Origin of the sequence: Undibacterium pigrum (genome assembly GCF_003201815.1) — a bacterium.
Lineage (GTDB): Bacteria > Pseudomonadota > Gammaproteobacteria > Burkholderiales > Burkholderiaceae_D > Undibacterium > Undibacterium pigrum.
The window spans coordinates 219118-235218 of sequence record NZ_QJKB01000008.1; the positions used below are offsets into that span (position 1 = coordinate 219118).

At 52.4% G+C, this 16101-nt stretch carries 9 protein-coding genes and 2 pseudogenes; 3 read left to right on the plus strand and 8 right to left on the minus strand.

Annotated features, from left to right (window positions below; all coding sequences use genetic code 11):
* Positions 1-108: 108 nt before the first annotated feature.
* A complete protein-coding gene (locus DFR42_RS21455; RefSeq protein WP_110257081.1) occupies positions 109-2091 on the minus strand; it encodes a RodZ family helix-turn-helix domain-containing protein in 1983 nt (660 codons plus the stop codon).
* A gap of 157 nt (positions 2092-2248) precedes the next feature.
* Complete coding sequence (locus tag DFR42_RS21460; RefSeq protein ID WP_110257082.1) at positions 2249-5584, minus strand: S41 family peptidase; 3336 nt, start codon at positions 5582-5584, stop codon at positions 2249-2251.
* A 367-nt stretch (positions 5585-5951) separates the two neighbouring features.
* Here DFR42_RS21460 and DFR42_RS21465 point away from each other — a divergent pair, with 367 nt between their 5' ends.
* Positions 5952-7733: a glycoside hydrolase family 44 protein gene (locus tag DFR42_RS21465; protein ID WP_170133620.1), complete on the plus strand. Its 1782-nt coding sequence runs from the start codon at positions 5952-5954 to the stop codon at positions 7731-7733.
* A 54-nt stretch (positions 7734-7787) separates the two neighbouring features.
* On the opposite strand, the gene DFR42_RS21470 is transcribed toward DFR42_RS21465, so the two are convergent.
* Entirely contained in the window at positions 7788-8801 is a 1014-nt protein-coding gene (locus DFR42_RS21470) for an NADP-dependent oxidoreductase (RefSeq protein ID WP_110257084.1), read from the minus strand.
* Between the two features lie 150 nt (positions 8802-8951).
* Between DFR42_RS21470 and DFR42_RS21475 the strand changes: the two genes are divergently transcribed.
* Positions 8952-9845, plus strand: a complete 894-nt coding sequence (locus DFR42_RS21475; protein WP_110257085.1) for a LysR family transcriptional regulator — start codon at positions 8952-8954, stop codon at positions 9843-9845.
* On the opposite strand, the gene DFR42_RS21480 is transcribed toward DFR42_RS21475, so the two are convergent.
* Together DFR42_RS21480 and DFR42_RS21485 are read right to left on the minus strand one after the other, a co-directional pair.
* Positions 9828-11033 (minus strand): acetylornithine transaminase, encoded by a 1206-nt coding sequence (locus DFR42_RS21480; RefSeq protein WP_110257086.1) that lies wholly within the window; start codon positions 11031-11033, stop codon positions 9828-9830. The genes DFR42_RS21475 and DFR42_RS21480 overlap by 18 nt on opposite strands.
* 472 nt (positions 11034-11505) lie before the next feature.
* Entirely contained in the window at positions 11506-12531 is a 1026-nt protein-coding gene (locus tag DFR42_RS21485) for a CDP-6-deoxy-delta-3,4-glucoseen reductase (RefSeq protein ID WP_110257087.1), read from the minus strand.
* A 12-nt stretch (positions 12532-12543) separates the two neighbouring features.
* On the opposite strand from DFR42_RS21485, the gene DFR42_RS21490 reads away from it, so the two are divergent.
* On the plus strand, positions 12544-13440 hold the full coding sequence (locus DFR42_RS21490) for an SDR family oxidoreductase (RefSeq protein ID WP_110257088.1): 897 nt from the start codon (positions 12544-12546) through the stop codon (positions 13438-13440).
* Here DFR42_RS21490 and DFR42_RS30020 read toward each other — a convergent pair.
* From DFR42_RS30020 to DFR42_RS30030, 3 genes and pseudogenes are all read right to left on the minus strand, one after another.
* Positions 13386-13889 carry a sensor histidine kinase gene (locus tag DFR42_RS30020; RefSeq protein ID WP_425450898.1) on the minus strand — a complete coding sequence of 168 codons (504 nt, stop codon included), beginning with the start codon at positions 13887-13889 and terminating at the stop codon, positions 13386-13388. The genes DFR42_RS21490 and DFR42_RS30020 overlap by 55 nt on opposite strands.
* Positions 13890-13904: 15 nt before the next feature.
* Positions 13905-14594 (minus strand): annotated as a pseudogene (locus tag DFR42_RS30025) (histidine kinase dimerization/phospho-acceptor domain-containing protein); the annotation flags it as partial.
* A gap of 165 nt (positions 14595-14759) precedes the next feature.
* A pseudogene (locus DFR42_RS30030) lies at positions 14760-16100 on the minus strand (CHASE domain-containing protein); the annotation flags it as partial.
* Position 16101: the final 1 nt, after the last annotated feature.

Below are 16101 nucleotides of genomic sequence, written 5' to 3' on the forward strand. Positions count from 1 at the left end.
TTTGTTTGAACTGAGTTCATCTGAAAACCTCCCACAGCTCTGGTAGCATGCGGGAGGTTTTTTATTATCAGCGCTGCTTCAAGCATTCATGCTTATGCGCATTGCGCTTCAGATATTGATATCAATATCTGGATTACTGGCAGTCGCTGCATTTCTTCTGTCTCGCGCCAGATCTGCTGCGCGCTGATATTCCAGCTCAGCCTGAGCTTCACGGTGCTGACCATCTGAGTTTTCATGTAAATCCAGCTCTACTGGCTCTACTGCTGACACGGCTTCTGGTGCTGTGACGGCATCGGCCTGTGCTTGTCGTGGTTTTTCTGCTGGCGTTTGCGGCAGGCCATCACGCACGCGATAGGCTGCTACGGCAGCAGAAATCAGGGGATTGACATTTGCCTGTGCGCTTGTCGCAGGGGCTCGGGCGTTGTTGTTGACGATGACTTCGTTTTCCAGGACAAGGGGTTTGGGTTGCGTCGCCGGGTTATTTGTCGTTGTTCTTTGAGTCGCTTCCGGTGAACCTGTAGTCGCAAGAGGGTTGTTGATAAGAATGCCGTTGGTGTTGCTGGCAATTGCAGAAGACACGGGCTGATTTTGTGTATTCGCTGCTTCTGCGGGCTTATTGTTGTTATTGAGTGTGGCCTGGGCTTTGGTCGATGTTGCTTCTGACGCCGTGCTGCGATTGGTGTTGGTGGTACTGCTCTGATTTAATGTAGCTGCTGTACTCAGTTGCGCATTCAACTGCGCATTCAACTGAGTGGCTGCATTGCTAGTCTGCGTTTGTGCAGCAGCATCCGGCTCGGTTGCCGTCAAAGAATTGCCCGCTAAAGCATTGGCATTCACAGGCGGATTAGTCTGGTTTTGCGTGAATACATTTTCCTGCACGCTGCTTGCGATGTCCGGTTCACCGGCATTGGCTGTCTGGGTATTGAGCAGGGATGCTGGCGTGCTTATATTGTTGAGCAGATTATCCGCCAGTGTTGTATCAACATTGAGAGGGTTTGCGCTTGCAGATGCACTGACCTGAGTGTTTGTCGCTGGAACCGCATTTACATCGGCACCAGCAGGCTCCTCATTTGCTGTAGCGTTATTGGTAGCTCCAGCCTGGATATTAGCGGTCGTTGCAGTTTGACTTTCAGCAGTTGCATTATCTGCCTGAACAGTATTGGAGGTGCTGATGATCGCCGATTGCAAAGCTTCATTTGTCAACACTTGCTGGAGCTGGACATCAGCATCTGCAGGCACTTGTTCATCTACATCTACTGGCAGTGCAAAATTGTTGTTGGCATTTGGCGCGTTGGCAGAATTTGTCGCACTTGCTGTCGCTGCAGTGTTCGCAGCAGCCGTGATATCCGGGTTGATCGTAGCGGCGGCGATAGCATCTGTTGCCTGACCCGCGCTTAAGCTGGCTGCGATATTGCCTGAGGCCAGATCTTGATTTTGTGCAAGAACATCGTTTTCCGCATTGCCCAAAGCCTGCAATGCCTGTGTCAGCAAAGTCAGGGTCTCACCAGGATTTTGCGCCAGCGCACTTTGAAAGTCGATGACGTCCAGCGTCAGTGAACTGTCACTTCCTGGTGCGGGAGGGCTCTGTAAGCTAATTCCGATTTTTGATAATTGCTCGAACAAACCAGCTTCTGCCGCATCTGGCCTGGCGGCATTGAGCGCCTGCAACAAACTGTCATTGCTGGTTGGGATGAGGGGATTCTCAGTAAGATTAGAATTGCTTGCCTGGAGGCGATTAAAAGTATCAACAAACAGCCCGGCAATGGTGGTGATTTGCTCAATGTTCGCGCTGGTCTGTTTGGTATCTGCCTGGGCTGAGGCGTTTGTAGTATTAGTTTGGGGAACGTTCGTCGTTGCCTGGGTAGCTTGCCTGCTTTGCAGCCGTGCTGTGCTGTCGAGCAATTGGCCCAGGGTAGAGACATCGACCAGCACACTGGTGCCACGAATCGCTTCCAGTTCGCTTTGTTGATTGCTGGTGACAGGCAAGACTGCATCATTGCTGACAATATCAATTGCCAGCGTGTTTTGCACTGATGGTGTTGCAGTTGCTGTAAACGGTGCTGCAACTGCGCTGATGGGAGCGATAATCATAATGGACCTGCTTTCGATAAGCCAGACTGTCTTGCCAGTATGTGCTGGTATTTATGTGCACTCTGTGCGCTGGCTCACGGATAGCTTCATCAGTCTCTATGATAAAAAAATCCTCATAGCGCTTGGCTATGAGGATTTTAAGTAAGCTAAGAACAAATTATTTTAATGGTGGAATGACTTGCGGCACCATGGGTTTGACAGGTTGCTCCTTGAGTTTTTTTTCCAGCAATTGTATGGCTGCTTCCAGTTGCTGGTCTTTGCCATTGAAGGTGGCGTGCGGCAGATTGTCGACTTCAACATCCGGTGAGACGCCCACACCTTCCACCAGCCAGCGGCCATCCATGCCGAATTGTGCATTTTCCGCTGCCCTGATCATGCCATTGTCAGACAGGGAGTTATTGTCAGACAGCCAGACACCTGCACCTGCCGTACGCTTGCCAACCAGTGGCCCCAGCTTCAAAGCCTTGACGCCGGCAGCAAAAGTTTCGCCGTCGGAATAAGTCAGTTCATCCACCAGCACCACCAGATGGCCGCGGAAGGTTTGCTGCATATTGGTGTACGGTGCAGAAGTCGGTGTCGCCCAGAAAGCCCAGGCCTTGCGCAAGAGTTTTTCTATGATCCAGCTATCGATATTGCCACCACGGTTGCGGCGCACGTCGATGATCAGGCCATCGCGTTCTATATTGCTATAAAACTCGCGTGCAAAGCTATTGATATCCTGCGCACCCATGGCGCGCAAATGCAGGTAACCGATGCGGCCTTGTGAGACCTTGTTGACCTGTTCACTACGGCTTTGCTCCCAGTCGCCATAACGCAGGTTGGCATGTTTTACCATATTGACTGGCGTCACGATCACCGCACGGCTGGCCTGCTCGCCGCGTTTGACATGCATCAACACCTGTTTGTCAGCCTGGTTGGTCAGCAGGTCAGAAATATCACGTGCTTCCAGCACTGGCTGGCCATTGATGGCGGTGATGACATCACCTTCACGGATATCCAGGTCTGGTTGCGACAGCGGTGCGCGTTCTGATGGCAATTCTGCTTCGGTACGATAGATGTGGTCGATGCGATAGCCCACTGCCGTGCGGCTCAATACCGCGCCCAGGGAAGTCGCCTGGCCTTCAGGCGCTGCGCGGCGGATATCGCCAGGGCGGGATTGTGAATGCAGGGTGCTGACTTCACTGGCCATCAGGCCCAGCACGTCATTCAATTCTGTCCTGTCGGTAATGCGGTCGACCAGAGGTGCATATTTGCTGCGTACCTTGTTCCAGTCTACGCCACGCATTTTGTCGTCGAACAAATAATCCCTGTGCATGCGCCAGGCGTCGGCATACATTTGTTGCCATTCCTGTTTGGGGCTGAGGAAGAAACTCCAGTCACTGACATTGACTCTGGCTTTGCTGAGGTCGCCCGGTTGTTTTGCACCAGCTTCAACAATGTAGAAATCGCCAGCGCCCGTCATGCTATGGGTCTGGTAAAACACGTGTTTCATGTCGGCAGACAAGTCGAACTGGCGCACATTGCTGGCAAAGGTTTCTGGCTGTGGCGAACTCTTGCTGATGGCCAGTGTCTTCAGGATGGTTTTACCATCCGTGCCATCCTGTTCAGTGAAGTAGATGCGCTTGTCATCCATCGCCAGGCTGCGGTAGTTGCCATAGGCCAGTGGCACCTGGTACAGCCTTTCTGCCAGACCAGCGTACTGTATGGCGGGCTTGGATGTTTTTTTGCTTTCGTCTGGCTTGTCTGTTGCTTTGTCGGTGGTTTTTTCTGCTGCTTTATCCGTCGACTTATCAGTTACTTTATCGGCTGGCTTTTCTGTTGCCTTGTCATTCGCTGGCGACTTGCTCAACTCGTCGTCAGCCTTGAAGGGGAAGCGGTTGCCACTCTGCAGTGCCAGTGCATACAGGCCTGTGCGTTTTTCGAAATGTGGGCCCATGTTGCGGTCGCCCCAGGGGGTACGATTACTAACCTGGAAATTGCGTTCAGAGAAGAAATACAGCCAGCGTCCGTCAGAGGAAAATACCGGCGCATGCGAGTTGTATTTGTCGCTGGTGACAAAATGCAGTTGCTTGCTGTCCAGTGAGTACAAACCTATCTGCGGTCTTTGCAGTTTATTGTTGGCCCTGATGATGGCGATGGTTTTGCTGTCCGGTGACCAGACAACTTCTTCCTGTCTCTCGGCACCCAGCTTGCCTGCATCGTCTATCAACTGATTGGCTTTGGTCGCCAGGTCCAGCAGCCACAGCCTGCCACGTTTGTCGGTATGTGCCAGCCATTTGCCATCAGGGGAGGGGATGATGCGGTAGCGGTGTACGTCACCATTGCTGCTCAATACCTCGGGTTTGCCTAGGCCATCGGCTGGGAATTTCCAGATTTCGTTTTCACCTGTGGTGTCGACTATCGCGTAGACGGATTTGCCATCGTGAGAAAACACGGCTTCACGTGCGCGTGCGTTTTCAGGCACTGGCAAATCTATACGTCTTTGCGGGCCTGTGCCTGCAATCGTCAGGCGGCCGCGGGCGGTGAACAACAGGCGCTCTTCCTTGCCTGCGATTTCTACATTGCTCAGATAATCCAGCGGCGTTCTGATAAGGCGTTTGCGCTGCTGGTCAAAATCAGAAACCAGATCAATATTCAAGGTTTGGTCTTTGGCGCTGCTGATATCGAGTACATGCAAATCTGCCCCCAGCTGGTAGGCGATCTTGCCGTCACCCAGGCTGGGGTTACGCACTTCCCAATCCTTGTGCTGGGTCAGGACACGGGCATCGGTGCCGTCAGGATTGGCGCTCCAGATATTGTAGGCACCATTGCGGTCACTGATGAAATACAGCTTGCCTTTCCAAAGCATGGGACGGCGGTTATTGCTTTTGTCATCGGCAAATAATTGCTGGGCTTCGGTTTTACCCTGCACATCGTAACGCCAGAGCTGGGCGATGGCACCACCTCTATATTGCTTGGCATTGTCATTGGTCATGTGCAAGCCAAAGCGGGTGAAGTACAGGTATTTGCCGCTATCATCCAGCACGGCTTCATTCGCATCCGCGACCGGGAAGACCTTGCGTATCAGGGTTTGCGGATTGATGGCCGCGACGATGCGGTGCGAGGCCGGGCCTGTGCTATTGAGCGTGCTGATCAGCACTTCGCCACTGGCGGTCCAGCCCAGTACGCCTACCTGGTCGTTTTCAAAACTGATGCGCTTCGGCACGCCACCTGCCATGGGCATGACATAGGCTTCCGCCGCACCTTCGTAGGCAGCGGAAAATGCCAGCCATTTACCGTCTGGCGAGATGGCTGGCAATACTTCGGATGCCGGGTGGCTGGTCAGTCTTTGTGCCTGGCCGCCATTGCTGCCTACTTTCCATAAATCACCCTCTGCAGTAAACACCACTGCATCGCCGCGTATGCTGGGAAAACGATAATAAGCAGGTGCGGCCAATGCCGAGGTCATCAGGCTGGTCAGGCTGAGTGCGAGGGTGAGTTTGGAAAGTCTCATTTGTGGTCTCGAATTAGGAGGTGGATGTTGTTATGGTGAAGCTGCTTAAAAAGGAAACGAATAAAGGAACCGAATTTTGTATTGCCATACTGCTCATTGCTTATTTTTCACTACGCATACATTCATATCAAACTGGTATTGCCTGAAAACAAAGCTTTATACAGGTAATTGCAACAAACTGTAAGCAGCTTTTCAAGCTTACGGGGGAAATACGCTTACATGAGGTTTTAAGCTTACATTTGGCGCTTACACCTGCCTTGAAATGTTAAAAAATATGTCGTACTCTGGGTGCTGGATTTCCGCATGGAAACTACGCGTGGAAATTACGCATGGACTTAATAAATTACGGGCAGACCAAAGGTGCATCATGAGACAAGTCAGCTTGTGCAAAGTTCTTTTAATTTTAGGTATTTCTGCGGAAATTTCGACATCCTCAGCGCAGAGTGTCACGTTTTCTATCGATACCCAGGCCGAACGCAAAACCATCAGCCCGCTGATCTATGGCTATAACGCCTATGCCGATGGCACCAATCGTGCTGGTTGGGAAAACCAGGGCGGGCAAGCCAGCCTGCAAAGCCTGAACATGCGCTCACGCCGCCTGGGCGGCAATAATATGACCAGCTATAACTGGGAAAACGGTGTCAGCAATTCTGGCAATGACTGGTGCCATTCTTCCAATGCTGGTGTCAGTGCCACAGCCGGAGCGGGTAATCCCAATTCCAACAATGGTCTTGCCTATTACGCGCCAGGTGCGGCCTTGCAAAGTTTCCAGGACCAGTCACTGGTACTGGGCACTTATTCCCTGTTGCAATTGCCTGCTGCTGGCAAGTTACCCAAAGACATCGTCAACCTGAACCCGCCATCAACTTGCATGGGTTACCAGTTATGGCAAAGCACCGCCGGGCCTTCCAATGTTGATACTTCGCGCTGGGTGAATATCGTCAATGACAAACCGGCATCTGCTGGTGGCCTGAGCCTGACCCCCGGTTTGAACGATGGTGTCGTGTATATTGATGAAGAGATCAATTTCCTGTTGCAGAAATATGGCGCCGCCTCTTCTGCGCAAGGTATTAAAGGCTATGAACTCGATAACGAGCCTGACCTCTGGCATCACTGGACAACGAACAGCGGCGAGAGTGGTACGCATGCCAATCTTTATCCTGTAGTGACGACCGTAACTGACGTCATACAAAAAAACATAGGTCTGGCAAAGACCATCAAGCGCATGGATGCCAGTGCAGAGACCTTTGGCCCGGCAGTAAGTGGTTATCTGGGCTTGTTCAGTTTGTGGGCCGTGTGGGATGGTTCAGCCTCGCATCAACCTGCTGACTGGGGACAATACAATGTCGAGCCTTATTACAGCAATAACACTGGCGACCGTTATCGCTACAATGGCATGAGCCTGGCCAATGCCTATCTGGCAAAAATGAATCAGGCATCGCAAACTGCGGGCCGCCGTTTGCTGGATGTGTTTTCTTTTCACTATTATCCACAAGCTTCTTACAATGCGACAGACCGCGTGCAGGCAGCGCGCAGCCTGTGGGATGCCACTTATGTAGAGCCAAGCTGGATCACCCAGAATGGCAATGGTTTCACCGATGGCCGGGCCTTGCAAATGCTGCCCAAGTTACAGAGATCCATTAGTGATTTTTATCCAGGCACCAAGCTGGCCGTGACGGAATATGATTTTGGTGGCAAGAGCGATATCACCGGCGCCATTGCCCAGGCCGATGCTTTGGGTGCTTTTGGCAAGCAGGGTGTGTATCTGGCGACTTATTTCGGTGACGCCGAACAGTTCATTGCATCCGGTTTTAAAATCTATAGAAACTATGATGGCAATAAGTCTGTCTTTCCTGCTACCTCAGTCAAGGCAGTCGCCAGCAATAATGCGAATGCGGCGGTATATGCTGCAGTCGATGTCAATGACCCGAACGTCATTCATGTGATTGCCATTAACCGCCAGGCCAGCAATGTAACGAGCAGCTTCCAGCTCAGCCATCCTGTGAATCTGAAGTATGCCCAGGTCTGGGGTGTCAGTGGCAGCAATGCCGCGATTACGGTCAGGACAGGTTTGAATAATATTACGCAAAATAAATTCAATTACACTTTGCCTGCGCGCTCTGTCCTGCACTTTGTCCTGAAACCTTGAAATCTTGAAAGATGAAGTAGCCACCTGCAAACTGGTGGCTACTTCATACAATGCTTAAGCCTTGGTGACTTTCAAGATCAGCTTGCCATTGTTTTCACCTGTGAACAGTTTCTGGAAAGTGTCAGGGAAATTTTCCAGGCCATCGACGATATCTTCGCGGCTTTTCAATTTGCCGGACATGATCCAGCCACCCATGACCATCGCTGCTTCCATCGCACGTGGATAAAAGTCAGATACCATGACGCCCCTCAGCGTTGCGCGCTTGACCATCAGGTTCAAATAATTGGATGGGCCTTTGATCGCCGTCGTATTGTTGTACTGGGATATCGCACCGCAGATCACGACACGGGCACCAAAAGCCAGGTTGGCCAGGGCAGCATCGAGAATTTCACCACCGACATTATCGAAAAACACATCAATGCCATCAGGGCAATGCTGCTTCAAAGCGGCAGCGACATCTTCACTCTTGTAGTCGATGGCAGCATCAAAACCCAGTTCTTCTGTCAGGTAGCGGACTTTGTCTGCGCCACCTGCAATACCCACGACACGCGCTCCCTTGATCTTGGCAATCTGGCCGACGATAGTGCCCACCGCACCGGCGGCACCGGATATGACTACCGTATCGCCTTCCTTGGGCTGGCCTACTTCCAGCAAGCCGAAGTAGGCTGTCATGCCTGGCATGCCCAGGGTGCTCAGATACAGCGGCAGTGGTGCCAGCTTGGGATCTACCTTGCTGATGGCCTTGCCGTCAGAGTAGGCGTATTCCTGTACACCCAGCATGCCGCTGACATGGTCGCCGACTGCAAATTTAGGATTATTTGATTCAACTACCTCACCAACAGCCAGGGCGCGCATGACTTCGCCTAACGCCACTGGTGGCATGTAAGAATTCTTGTTGTCACTCATCCAGCCACGCATGGCAGGATCAAGCGAGATGTACAGGTTTTTAATCAGAACCTCGCCATCTTGCAATTCACGCAATTGCTCAGTAACGTGGTGGAAATCGCTGGCTTTGACGCTGCCTTGTGGACGGGCTGCGAGTTTGAATTGATAGTTGATGGCGTTCATATTGTGTCCTTATCAGAGTTTTACGGCTGTTGTTTAAGGCAGCGATGCGCTGACCATGGAGAGCAGTATAGGCAGGATATTGTTGCTTGATAAGACAGGTATATTGCATAATATTGTTGCTTAAAACGGGACAATGAAAGAGGGCATTCCATGCTGAATCCACAACACTTGGCGGTATTTGCCACGATTATCCGTGCTGGCAGCATCAGCAAGGCAGCCATACAGCTCGGGTGTGGCAAGTCTTTGCTGTCGCGGCAACTGGCCAAGCTGGAAGAAGACCTGGGCGCACGCCTGATACAACGCTCGACCCGCAAGCTGACCCTGACTGAAATCGGTGAGCAAGTCTTGCATGAGGCACAGCGCATCGATGTTGCGCTGGCAAACATAGAGCAGATGGCTGGCCAGCATCAGCAAGAAGTCAAAGGGCGTTTGCGCGTCACTTGCCCCATGCCAGCCGTCGCCAGACTGGTGCCAGTCATGACGGAGTTTTGCCAGCGTTACCCACAAATCGACTTTGCCCTGCAAGTGGAAGACCGCCTGGTGGATTTAATCGCCGGGCAAATTGATGTTGCCATCCGGGTTGCTCATCTGGATGACTCCAACCTCATTGCCCGCAAACTGGTGGATAGCCAGCGCATACTCTGTGCTTCGCCAGCTTATCTGGCAAAGGCAGGCAAGCCTGTAGTGGCTGAAGACCTGGCGCAACATGCCTGTTTGCTCTACATCAATGCAGGCCGCGCGAACGATGAATGGACTTTGCTACAGGATGGCGAACCAAAAAAGATCAGGGTGACCAGCCATTTTCAATCAAATAATGGCATTGCCCTGGTGACTGCTGCCTGCTCGGGGGCGGGTATCCTGCTGATCGACAAACTCATCGTCAGCAAGCATTTGAAGAGTGGAGAGTTGGTGGCCGTGCTGGACAATTATCAATTGCCCAGTGGCTCACCAGTGTATGCAGTTTATCCAGCGCGCGACTGGCTGGCTTTGAAAACGGCCACTTTCGTGGCCTTCCTGCAGGAGAGATTATTTACCGGCGTCTGATTTTTTTACTTCAGCAATCACCACACGCAACATGCTGATCAACTCGTCAATTTCTTCCTTCGTCACATTCAGGGCTGGCATGAAGCGCAGCAGGTCAGGGCGGGGGGAATTGATCAGTAAACCTACTGGCTCCATATCACGGGCAGCTTCCACCAGCTTGCCGCCGATATTGTCGCCCAGCTTCAGCGCGCGCAGCAAACCAAAACCACGCTCGCCTTGCATGCCAAACTCTTCAGACAGCTTTTCCAGTTGCTGGCTCAGGTATTCGCCTTTTTCCTTGACCGAAGTCAGGAAGCCAGGTTTGTTCAATTCATTGAATACCGCTTTGCCGACTGCTGCCATCAAAGGTGCGCCGTTATAAGTACCGCCCTGGTCGCCGGGCACGAAGCAGGCTACTTCTTCACGGCACAGCAAGGCACCCAGTGGTACGCCGCCACCTATGCCTTTGGCCAGGGTCATGATGTCTGGTTCTATGTTGGATAATTGATAGCCAAACAATTCACCGGTGCGGCCCATGCCAGTCTGCACTTCATCAACGATGAGCAACAGGCCGTGCTTCTTCGTCAATTCACGCAGGGCTTGCATGAATTCAGGGCTGGCTGGAATGACACCGCCTTCGCCTTGTACTGGTTCCAGCATGACACCGACGGTTTTGTCGGTGATCAGTTTTTCTACTGAAGCGATATCGTTCAGATCCGCTTTAGGGAAGCCGCTGACTTGCGGGGCAAAGATCGTGTCCCAGCCTGGTTTGCCGGAGGCTGACATCATCGCCAGGGTGCGGCCATGAAAACCATGGTCGAAGGTAATGATTTCAAATGCGCCATTCTTGTTCAATTGCCCCCATTTGCGCGCCAGTTTGACCGCGCCTTCATTGGCTTCTGCGCCGCTATTGGTGAAAAACACGCGGTCAAAGCAAGAGTTCTTGGTCAGCAGATCAGCAAACTCCACCATCGGGGCATTGTAGAAAGCCGGGGAGGGGTTCAGCAATTTTTTTGATTGCGTTACCAGGGCATCGTGAATCACGTCAGGGCAATGGCCGAGGCAGTTGACGGCCCAGCCTTGCAGATAATCCAGATATCGCTTGCCCTTGTGATCAGTCAAGTACATGCCCTTGCCTTCAACGAACACCAGTTCGGGGCGTGGGGTGATGTACATCAGGGAATTTACGTTGTACTGACTGAATTCCATTTCAAGACTCCTAAGGTCGTTACAGTGGGTGGGGTAGACAAAAACTCAAAAATAAATAGGGCTTACGCAAAATTGTCCCAGCAAGGCTATCGCTTTAGGAAACCGCCCTTACAGGGGCGGTTCGTTACGTCGGCAGACAATACATTGTCTGAAACCCCGACTACACCGGCAGCGACGACGACAGTACTTTAGTACGCGGCTCCTAGGAGAGGAGCTGCAACGCAGCTGGGGCAGTTTTACGTAAGTCCTAATAAAAAAAGCCACAGGGCGGAACCTGTGGCTGGATATTCGTGGTGCAGCTTTTTACGCGCACGCTCACTCCTACATCGGCCCAGGCTCGCTCAGCGAGTTGCGACGTCGTGCAATATTTGGTGAGGACATGTCAGTAAAAATTTTCATAAAACGGATAATAGGACTTTTTGCGCACTGCGTCAAAATAATTTCTGGCACAGACGCAAAAAGTTTGCTGATATCAATTCGCCAGATCAGCCTCAGAAGTAAACGAATCTGCATAGAACTCGTCGGCAGGCAACTGGCACTGGGCCGTAAAGTCGCGTTTGGCCGAGTCAATGACGACAGGTGCGCCGCAGGCGTAGACTTGATGTCCTGATAAGTCTGCATGATCTGCTATTACTGCCTGATGCACAAAACCGTTACGGCCCGTCCATGCATCTTCAGGCAAGGCGTCAGAAACCACGGGGATGTAGCTAAAGCCGGGTATCTGCTTTTCCCATTCATTGCACAGGCTATGCATATACAGGTCAGCAGGGCGGCGGCCACCCCAGTACAGGCTGATGGCGCGTTTGGATTCTATGTGAATCAGATGCTCTACCAGTGCCTTGACAGGGGCAAAGCCAGTGCCGGATGCCAGCAGGATAATTGGCTTTTCACTATCTTCACGCAAGAAGAACGTGCCTTGCGGGCCTTCAAAGCGCAGGATGTCGCGCTCTTTGAGGGTAGTAAATACCTGGTCGGTGAACAGGCCACCTGGCATATGGCGTACATGCAGGGTGATGTGCTCATCCAGATGCGGCGCATTTGCCATGCTGTAGCTGCGGCGCTTGCCATCCCTGAGCAGAAATTCTATATATTGGCCAGCGCGGTATTGCAGGCGCTCATTGGCAGGCAATTGCAGGGCGATGAGCATGACATCGTGTGACAGTTTCTCCAGTTTGGCAATACGGCTAGGCATTTTCTTGACGGGATAATCACTGTCGGCGACGATTTCACGCGCTTCTATGGTGAGGTCAGATTGCGGCCTGGCACAGCAAAACAGGGACATGCCCAGTGCTTCTTCTGCCTCTGGCAGGGCGCGTTGCTGGTGCGGGCCGTGTTGCACAGTCCCGCTGGCTACCTTGCCCTTGCAGGAGCCGCAAGCACCATTTTTACAGCCATATGGCAAGATGACGCCTGCGCGCAGAGCGGCTGACAAGACGGTTTCATCTGCGTCGCAACTAAATTGACGGCCACTAGGGGTGACAGTTACTTGAAAAGTCATACAATCCTGAACATGAAAAAACAGTTTAAACAAATTGGCAAGCCACGCTTGCTTATCATAGGTTGCGGCGATGTAGGCATGCGCCTGTTACCTTTGTTGCGCCAGCATTTCCGCATCTTTGCCCTGACCAGCCAGACTTCCCGCTGTGCAGAGTTGCGCGCCGCTGGTGCCACGCCCCTGCTGGGGAACCTGGACCAGCCTGATACCCTGGCCCGCCTCAAAGGTCTGGCAGACCGCGTTGTTCATCTGGCACCACCACCCTCAGAAGGCAAGGCTGACAGACGCACACAAAATTTGACCGCCATTTTACCTGACAAGAGCCGCCTTGTTTATGTCAGTACGACAGGCGTGTATGGTGACTGTGCCGGCGCATCGTTTGACGAGACCAGAACTGTACGCCCACAAAATGCCCGTGCCCAGCGCCGCGTGGCTGCAGAAAACTGCCTGCGTGCCTGGGCCAGACGTAGTCAGTCCTGCCTGTCCATCCTGCGCGTGCCGGGCATTTATGCTGCTGATCGCCTGCCGCTGGAGCGTCTGCACAAGCGCACGCCAGCCCTGATAGCGGCTGATGATGTGTACACCAACCATATTCATGCCGATGATCTGGCGCAATTGATCAAGCTGGCACTGTTCCGGGCAGCACCCAACCGGGTTTATCATGCAGTGGATGATAGCGATATGCAAATGGCTGCCTATTTTGATCTGGTGGCTGACGCCTTTGCCTTGCCTCGCCCGCCACGTTTGCCAAGAGCGGAGCTGGCGCAGCAGGTCAGCCCGGTGCTGCTATCGTTCATGTCGGAATCGCGACGCATGCAAAACCAGCGCATCAAGCTGGAGCTGGGGATGCGCCTGCGTTATGCCTCGGTCAGGGATGGCGTCATGGCCGCAGCGATGGGCAGGGTGATGTAGAAGCAGGACCCCAGGTTTTCGGTACTGATAAAGCCGATTTGCCCGCCCATTTTTTCTACCATGGTCTTGCTCAGGCTGAGGCCCAGGCCAGTGCCTGCATATTTACGGGCTGCCTTGGCATCTTCCTGGGTAAATTTCTGGAAGATGCTGGTCTTGAATTCTTCTGAAATGCCAATGCCATAGTCTTGTACTTCAACCCTGACCTGGTCGTCAATGACGCTGGCGCGCACATCCACCTGGCCATGCGGGCGCGAAAACTTGATGGCATTTGACAGAAGGTTGGACAAGACTTGTACAAATCGCTGGGCATCGACCCTGACCAGAATAGTTGCGTCAACAGGTGTGTCATAACAAAGCTCTATGGCAAAGCTTTGTGCATAGCCCAGATTTGACTGCAAGGTACTGTCTATCAGCTCATGCAGTGGCAGGGTGTCGAAATGAAATTGCATGCTGCCGTACTCGAGCTTTTCAAAATCCAGCAAATCATTGATCAGTGTCGTCAGGCGTCTGGCATTGTCATTCGCCATCACCAGCATGGAATGGGCCTTGTCCGGGATGTCGCCAGCCACACCGCCGACCAGCAAGCCCAGCACACCGCGTATCGACGTCAAGGGTGTACGCAACTCATGAGAAACGGCAGAGACAAATTCAGTCTTGAGTTTTTCTACCCGTTTCTTCTCCGACATATCATGCAGGATAATGACATACAAGACTTGCAGCCCCAGGCGCACGCGGGTAATGGCCAGCTCCACCGGCACTTCGTGTTCATCTTTTTGTTTTGCCAGCAATTCTTTGCGTTCGCTCTTGCCTGCGACTTCATACTGGGTTTCTCTATGGCTGCTGCGCAAATGGCGTGACAGGAACTGGCGGGATGCCGGGTCAGTAAACAGACTCAGCATATCCTTGCCGCGCAGGCTGCCGTGTTCATACTTGAGCAATACTTCAGCCGAGCGATTGGCTGATTCGATGACCCCATTTTCATCCGTGGTGAGTATGCCTTCTGCCGCATTGTCGAGTACGGTGCGCAAACGCTCCTCACTATCGTGTAATTGGGTAGTGCGTTGTGCTACCAGGTTTTCTATGCCAAAGGTATGGGCCGTGGCTACCAGCAAATAAGCCCCCAGCAGGCCAGTAAATAACAGGCCACCTATCATGGTGATCCAGGTGATCCAGGCAATATGGGTACGCCAGTATTCTGAAGAAGGCTGGGCTTGCAGGGCATATTGGCGACCACCGAAATTGATGGTGGTCTGAAACAGATAAGCCTGGTCAAGACCGGTGATTTCATCAATAAAGACCCCTTTTTTACCTGGATAGGAGAGGTCGTAAAACTTGATGCGCACGCTGCGCATGTCTTCATTGGAAAGAATTTCCCTGGCCAGATCAGCCATCCTGACCATGCTGGCGGCGACACCGGAAAAGGCGGCCTTTCTTTGCTCCATGGTTTCTTGCGGTTTGCCATTTTCATAAACCGGGGCAAACAGCAGTACATGTAACTGGTCGCGGCCATCAGTATCTTTGGAAATCAGCGGGTCGGTTACGGTAAGATTGCCACTGTCACGCGCATCTTCTATGGCGATACGGCGCGCTGTAGTTGATCCCATGTCATAGCCAAACATTTGATGATTATCAAAAAATGGTTCTATGTAGCGTATGGGAAAATAATCATCCCTGACACGCGCTTCGGTAAGATTGTGCAGTTCATTGATTTCCAGTATCTGGAAATTGGCAAAACCTTCTCGCAGAACTGACACTTCAAAGTTTTCGCGTTGCTGATGCTCTACCTTGGGAACCCAGGAAAGAAAGGAAATGGCTTTCTGATGCTGCAGGGTATGGACGACAAAGGTGGCAAAATCACTACGACTGACTTGCAATGAACTGGCATACAGGCGCTCTATATTGAGCATGATGTCAGCGTGACTATCGAGTTTGTTTTGCAGGTTCTGACCAACTCGCTCGGCTTTCAGTCGAAATTCCAGTTGCTGTTTTTGTTCTTCACGGTAACGGGTAAAGGTGAATGCCGTGACCACCAGCATCAGGCATATCAGCAATGGCACCATGACACTCCAGCGCCTGGCATGCCAGATTTCACGCGGCTTGCCATAAATCACCATGACGATAGGGGCAATAGTTAGGACGCCAAAGGTGTCACCTATCCACCAGCCTATCCAGTTATTGAAAAAATCCAGCCAGGGGATGATACCCAGTGCGGCCAGACCCGTCACGCTGATACTGGCATTGATGAGGCAGGCAACCACGCCGCCATAGATAAAGAACTGGAAAATGGCCTTGTCCGAGTCCAGTGCCAGGTTATCCTGCAATTTCTTCAAGATCAGTTGGGCGCCGACGAAAGCCTGTAGTGCAGCACCAGCAGCAACTATGGTCGAGGCAATCAGGGCGTTGGCGCTAAGGCCACCAAACATGCTCAGGTTGATGAGGATATTAGCGGCAAAGGCACCGGCCACGACGCCTGGCAAAAGGCGGTAGCCACCTGTTAGTACCATGCCGAGGGCGATCCCGGCGGGCGGGTAGATCGCGATGGAGTATCCTGGCGGGATGGCCAGCAACAGGGAAAGCCGTCCTAGTGCTGCATACACTATGGCAAGCAGCAGTATCTGCCCTATGATTTTCTGCGTATCACTTGCCTGGGTTGGACGCATC

Coding starts and splice junctions, on each gene's coding strand:
- DFR42_RS30020 (WP_425450898.1), bottom strand. CDS start 13,889: ATGCAATTTCATTTCGACACCCTGCCACTGCATGAGCTGATAGACAGT.
- DFR42_RS21465 (WP_170133620.1), top strand. CDS start 5,952: ATGAGACAAGTCAGCTTGTGCAAAGTTCTTTTAATTTTAGGTATTTCT.
- DFR42_RS21470 (WP_110257084.1), bottom strand. CDS start 8,801: ATGAACGCCATCAACTATCAATTCAAACTCGCAGCCCGTCCACAAGGC.
- DFR42_RS21475 (WP_110257085.1), top strand. CDS start 8,952: ATGCTGAATCCACAACACTTGGCGGTATTTGCCACGATTATCCGTGCT.
- DFR42_RS21455 (WP_110257081.1), bottom strand. CDS start 2,091: ATGATTATCGCTCCCATCAGCGCAGTTGCAGCACCGTTTACAGCAACT.
- DFR42_RS21485 (WP_110257087.1), bottom strand. CDS start 12,531: ATGACTTTTCAAGTAACTGTCACCCCTAGTGGCCGTCAATTTAGTTGC.
- DFR42_RS21490 (WP_110257088.1), top strand. CDS start 12,544: ATGAAAAAACAGTTTAAACAAATTGGCAAGCCACGCTTGCTTATCATA.
- DFR42_RS21460 (WP_110257082.1), bottom strand. CDS start 5,584: ATGAGACTTTCCAAACTCACCCTCGCACTCAGCCTGACCAGCCTGATG.
- DFR42_RS21480 (WP_110257086.1), bottom strand. CDS start 11,033: ATGGAATTCAGTCAGTACAACGTAAATTCCCTGATGTACATCACCCCA.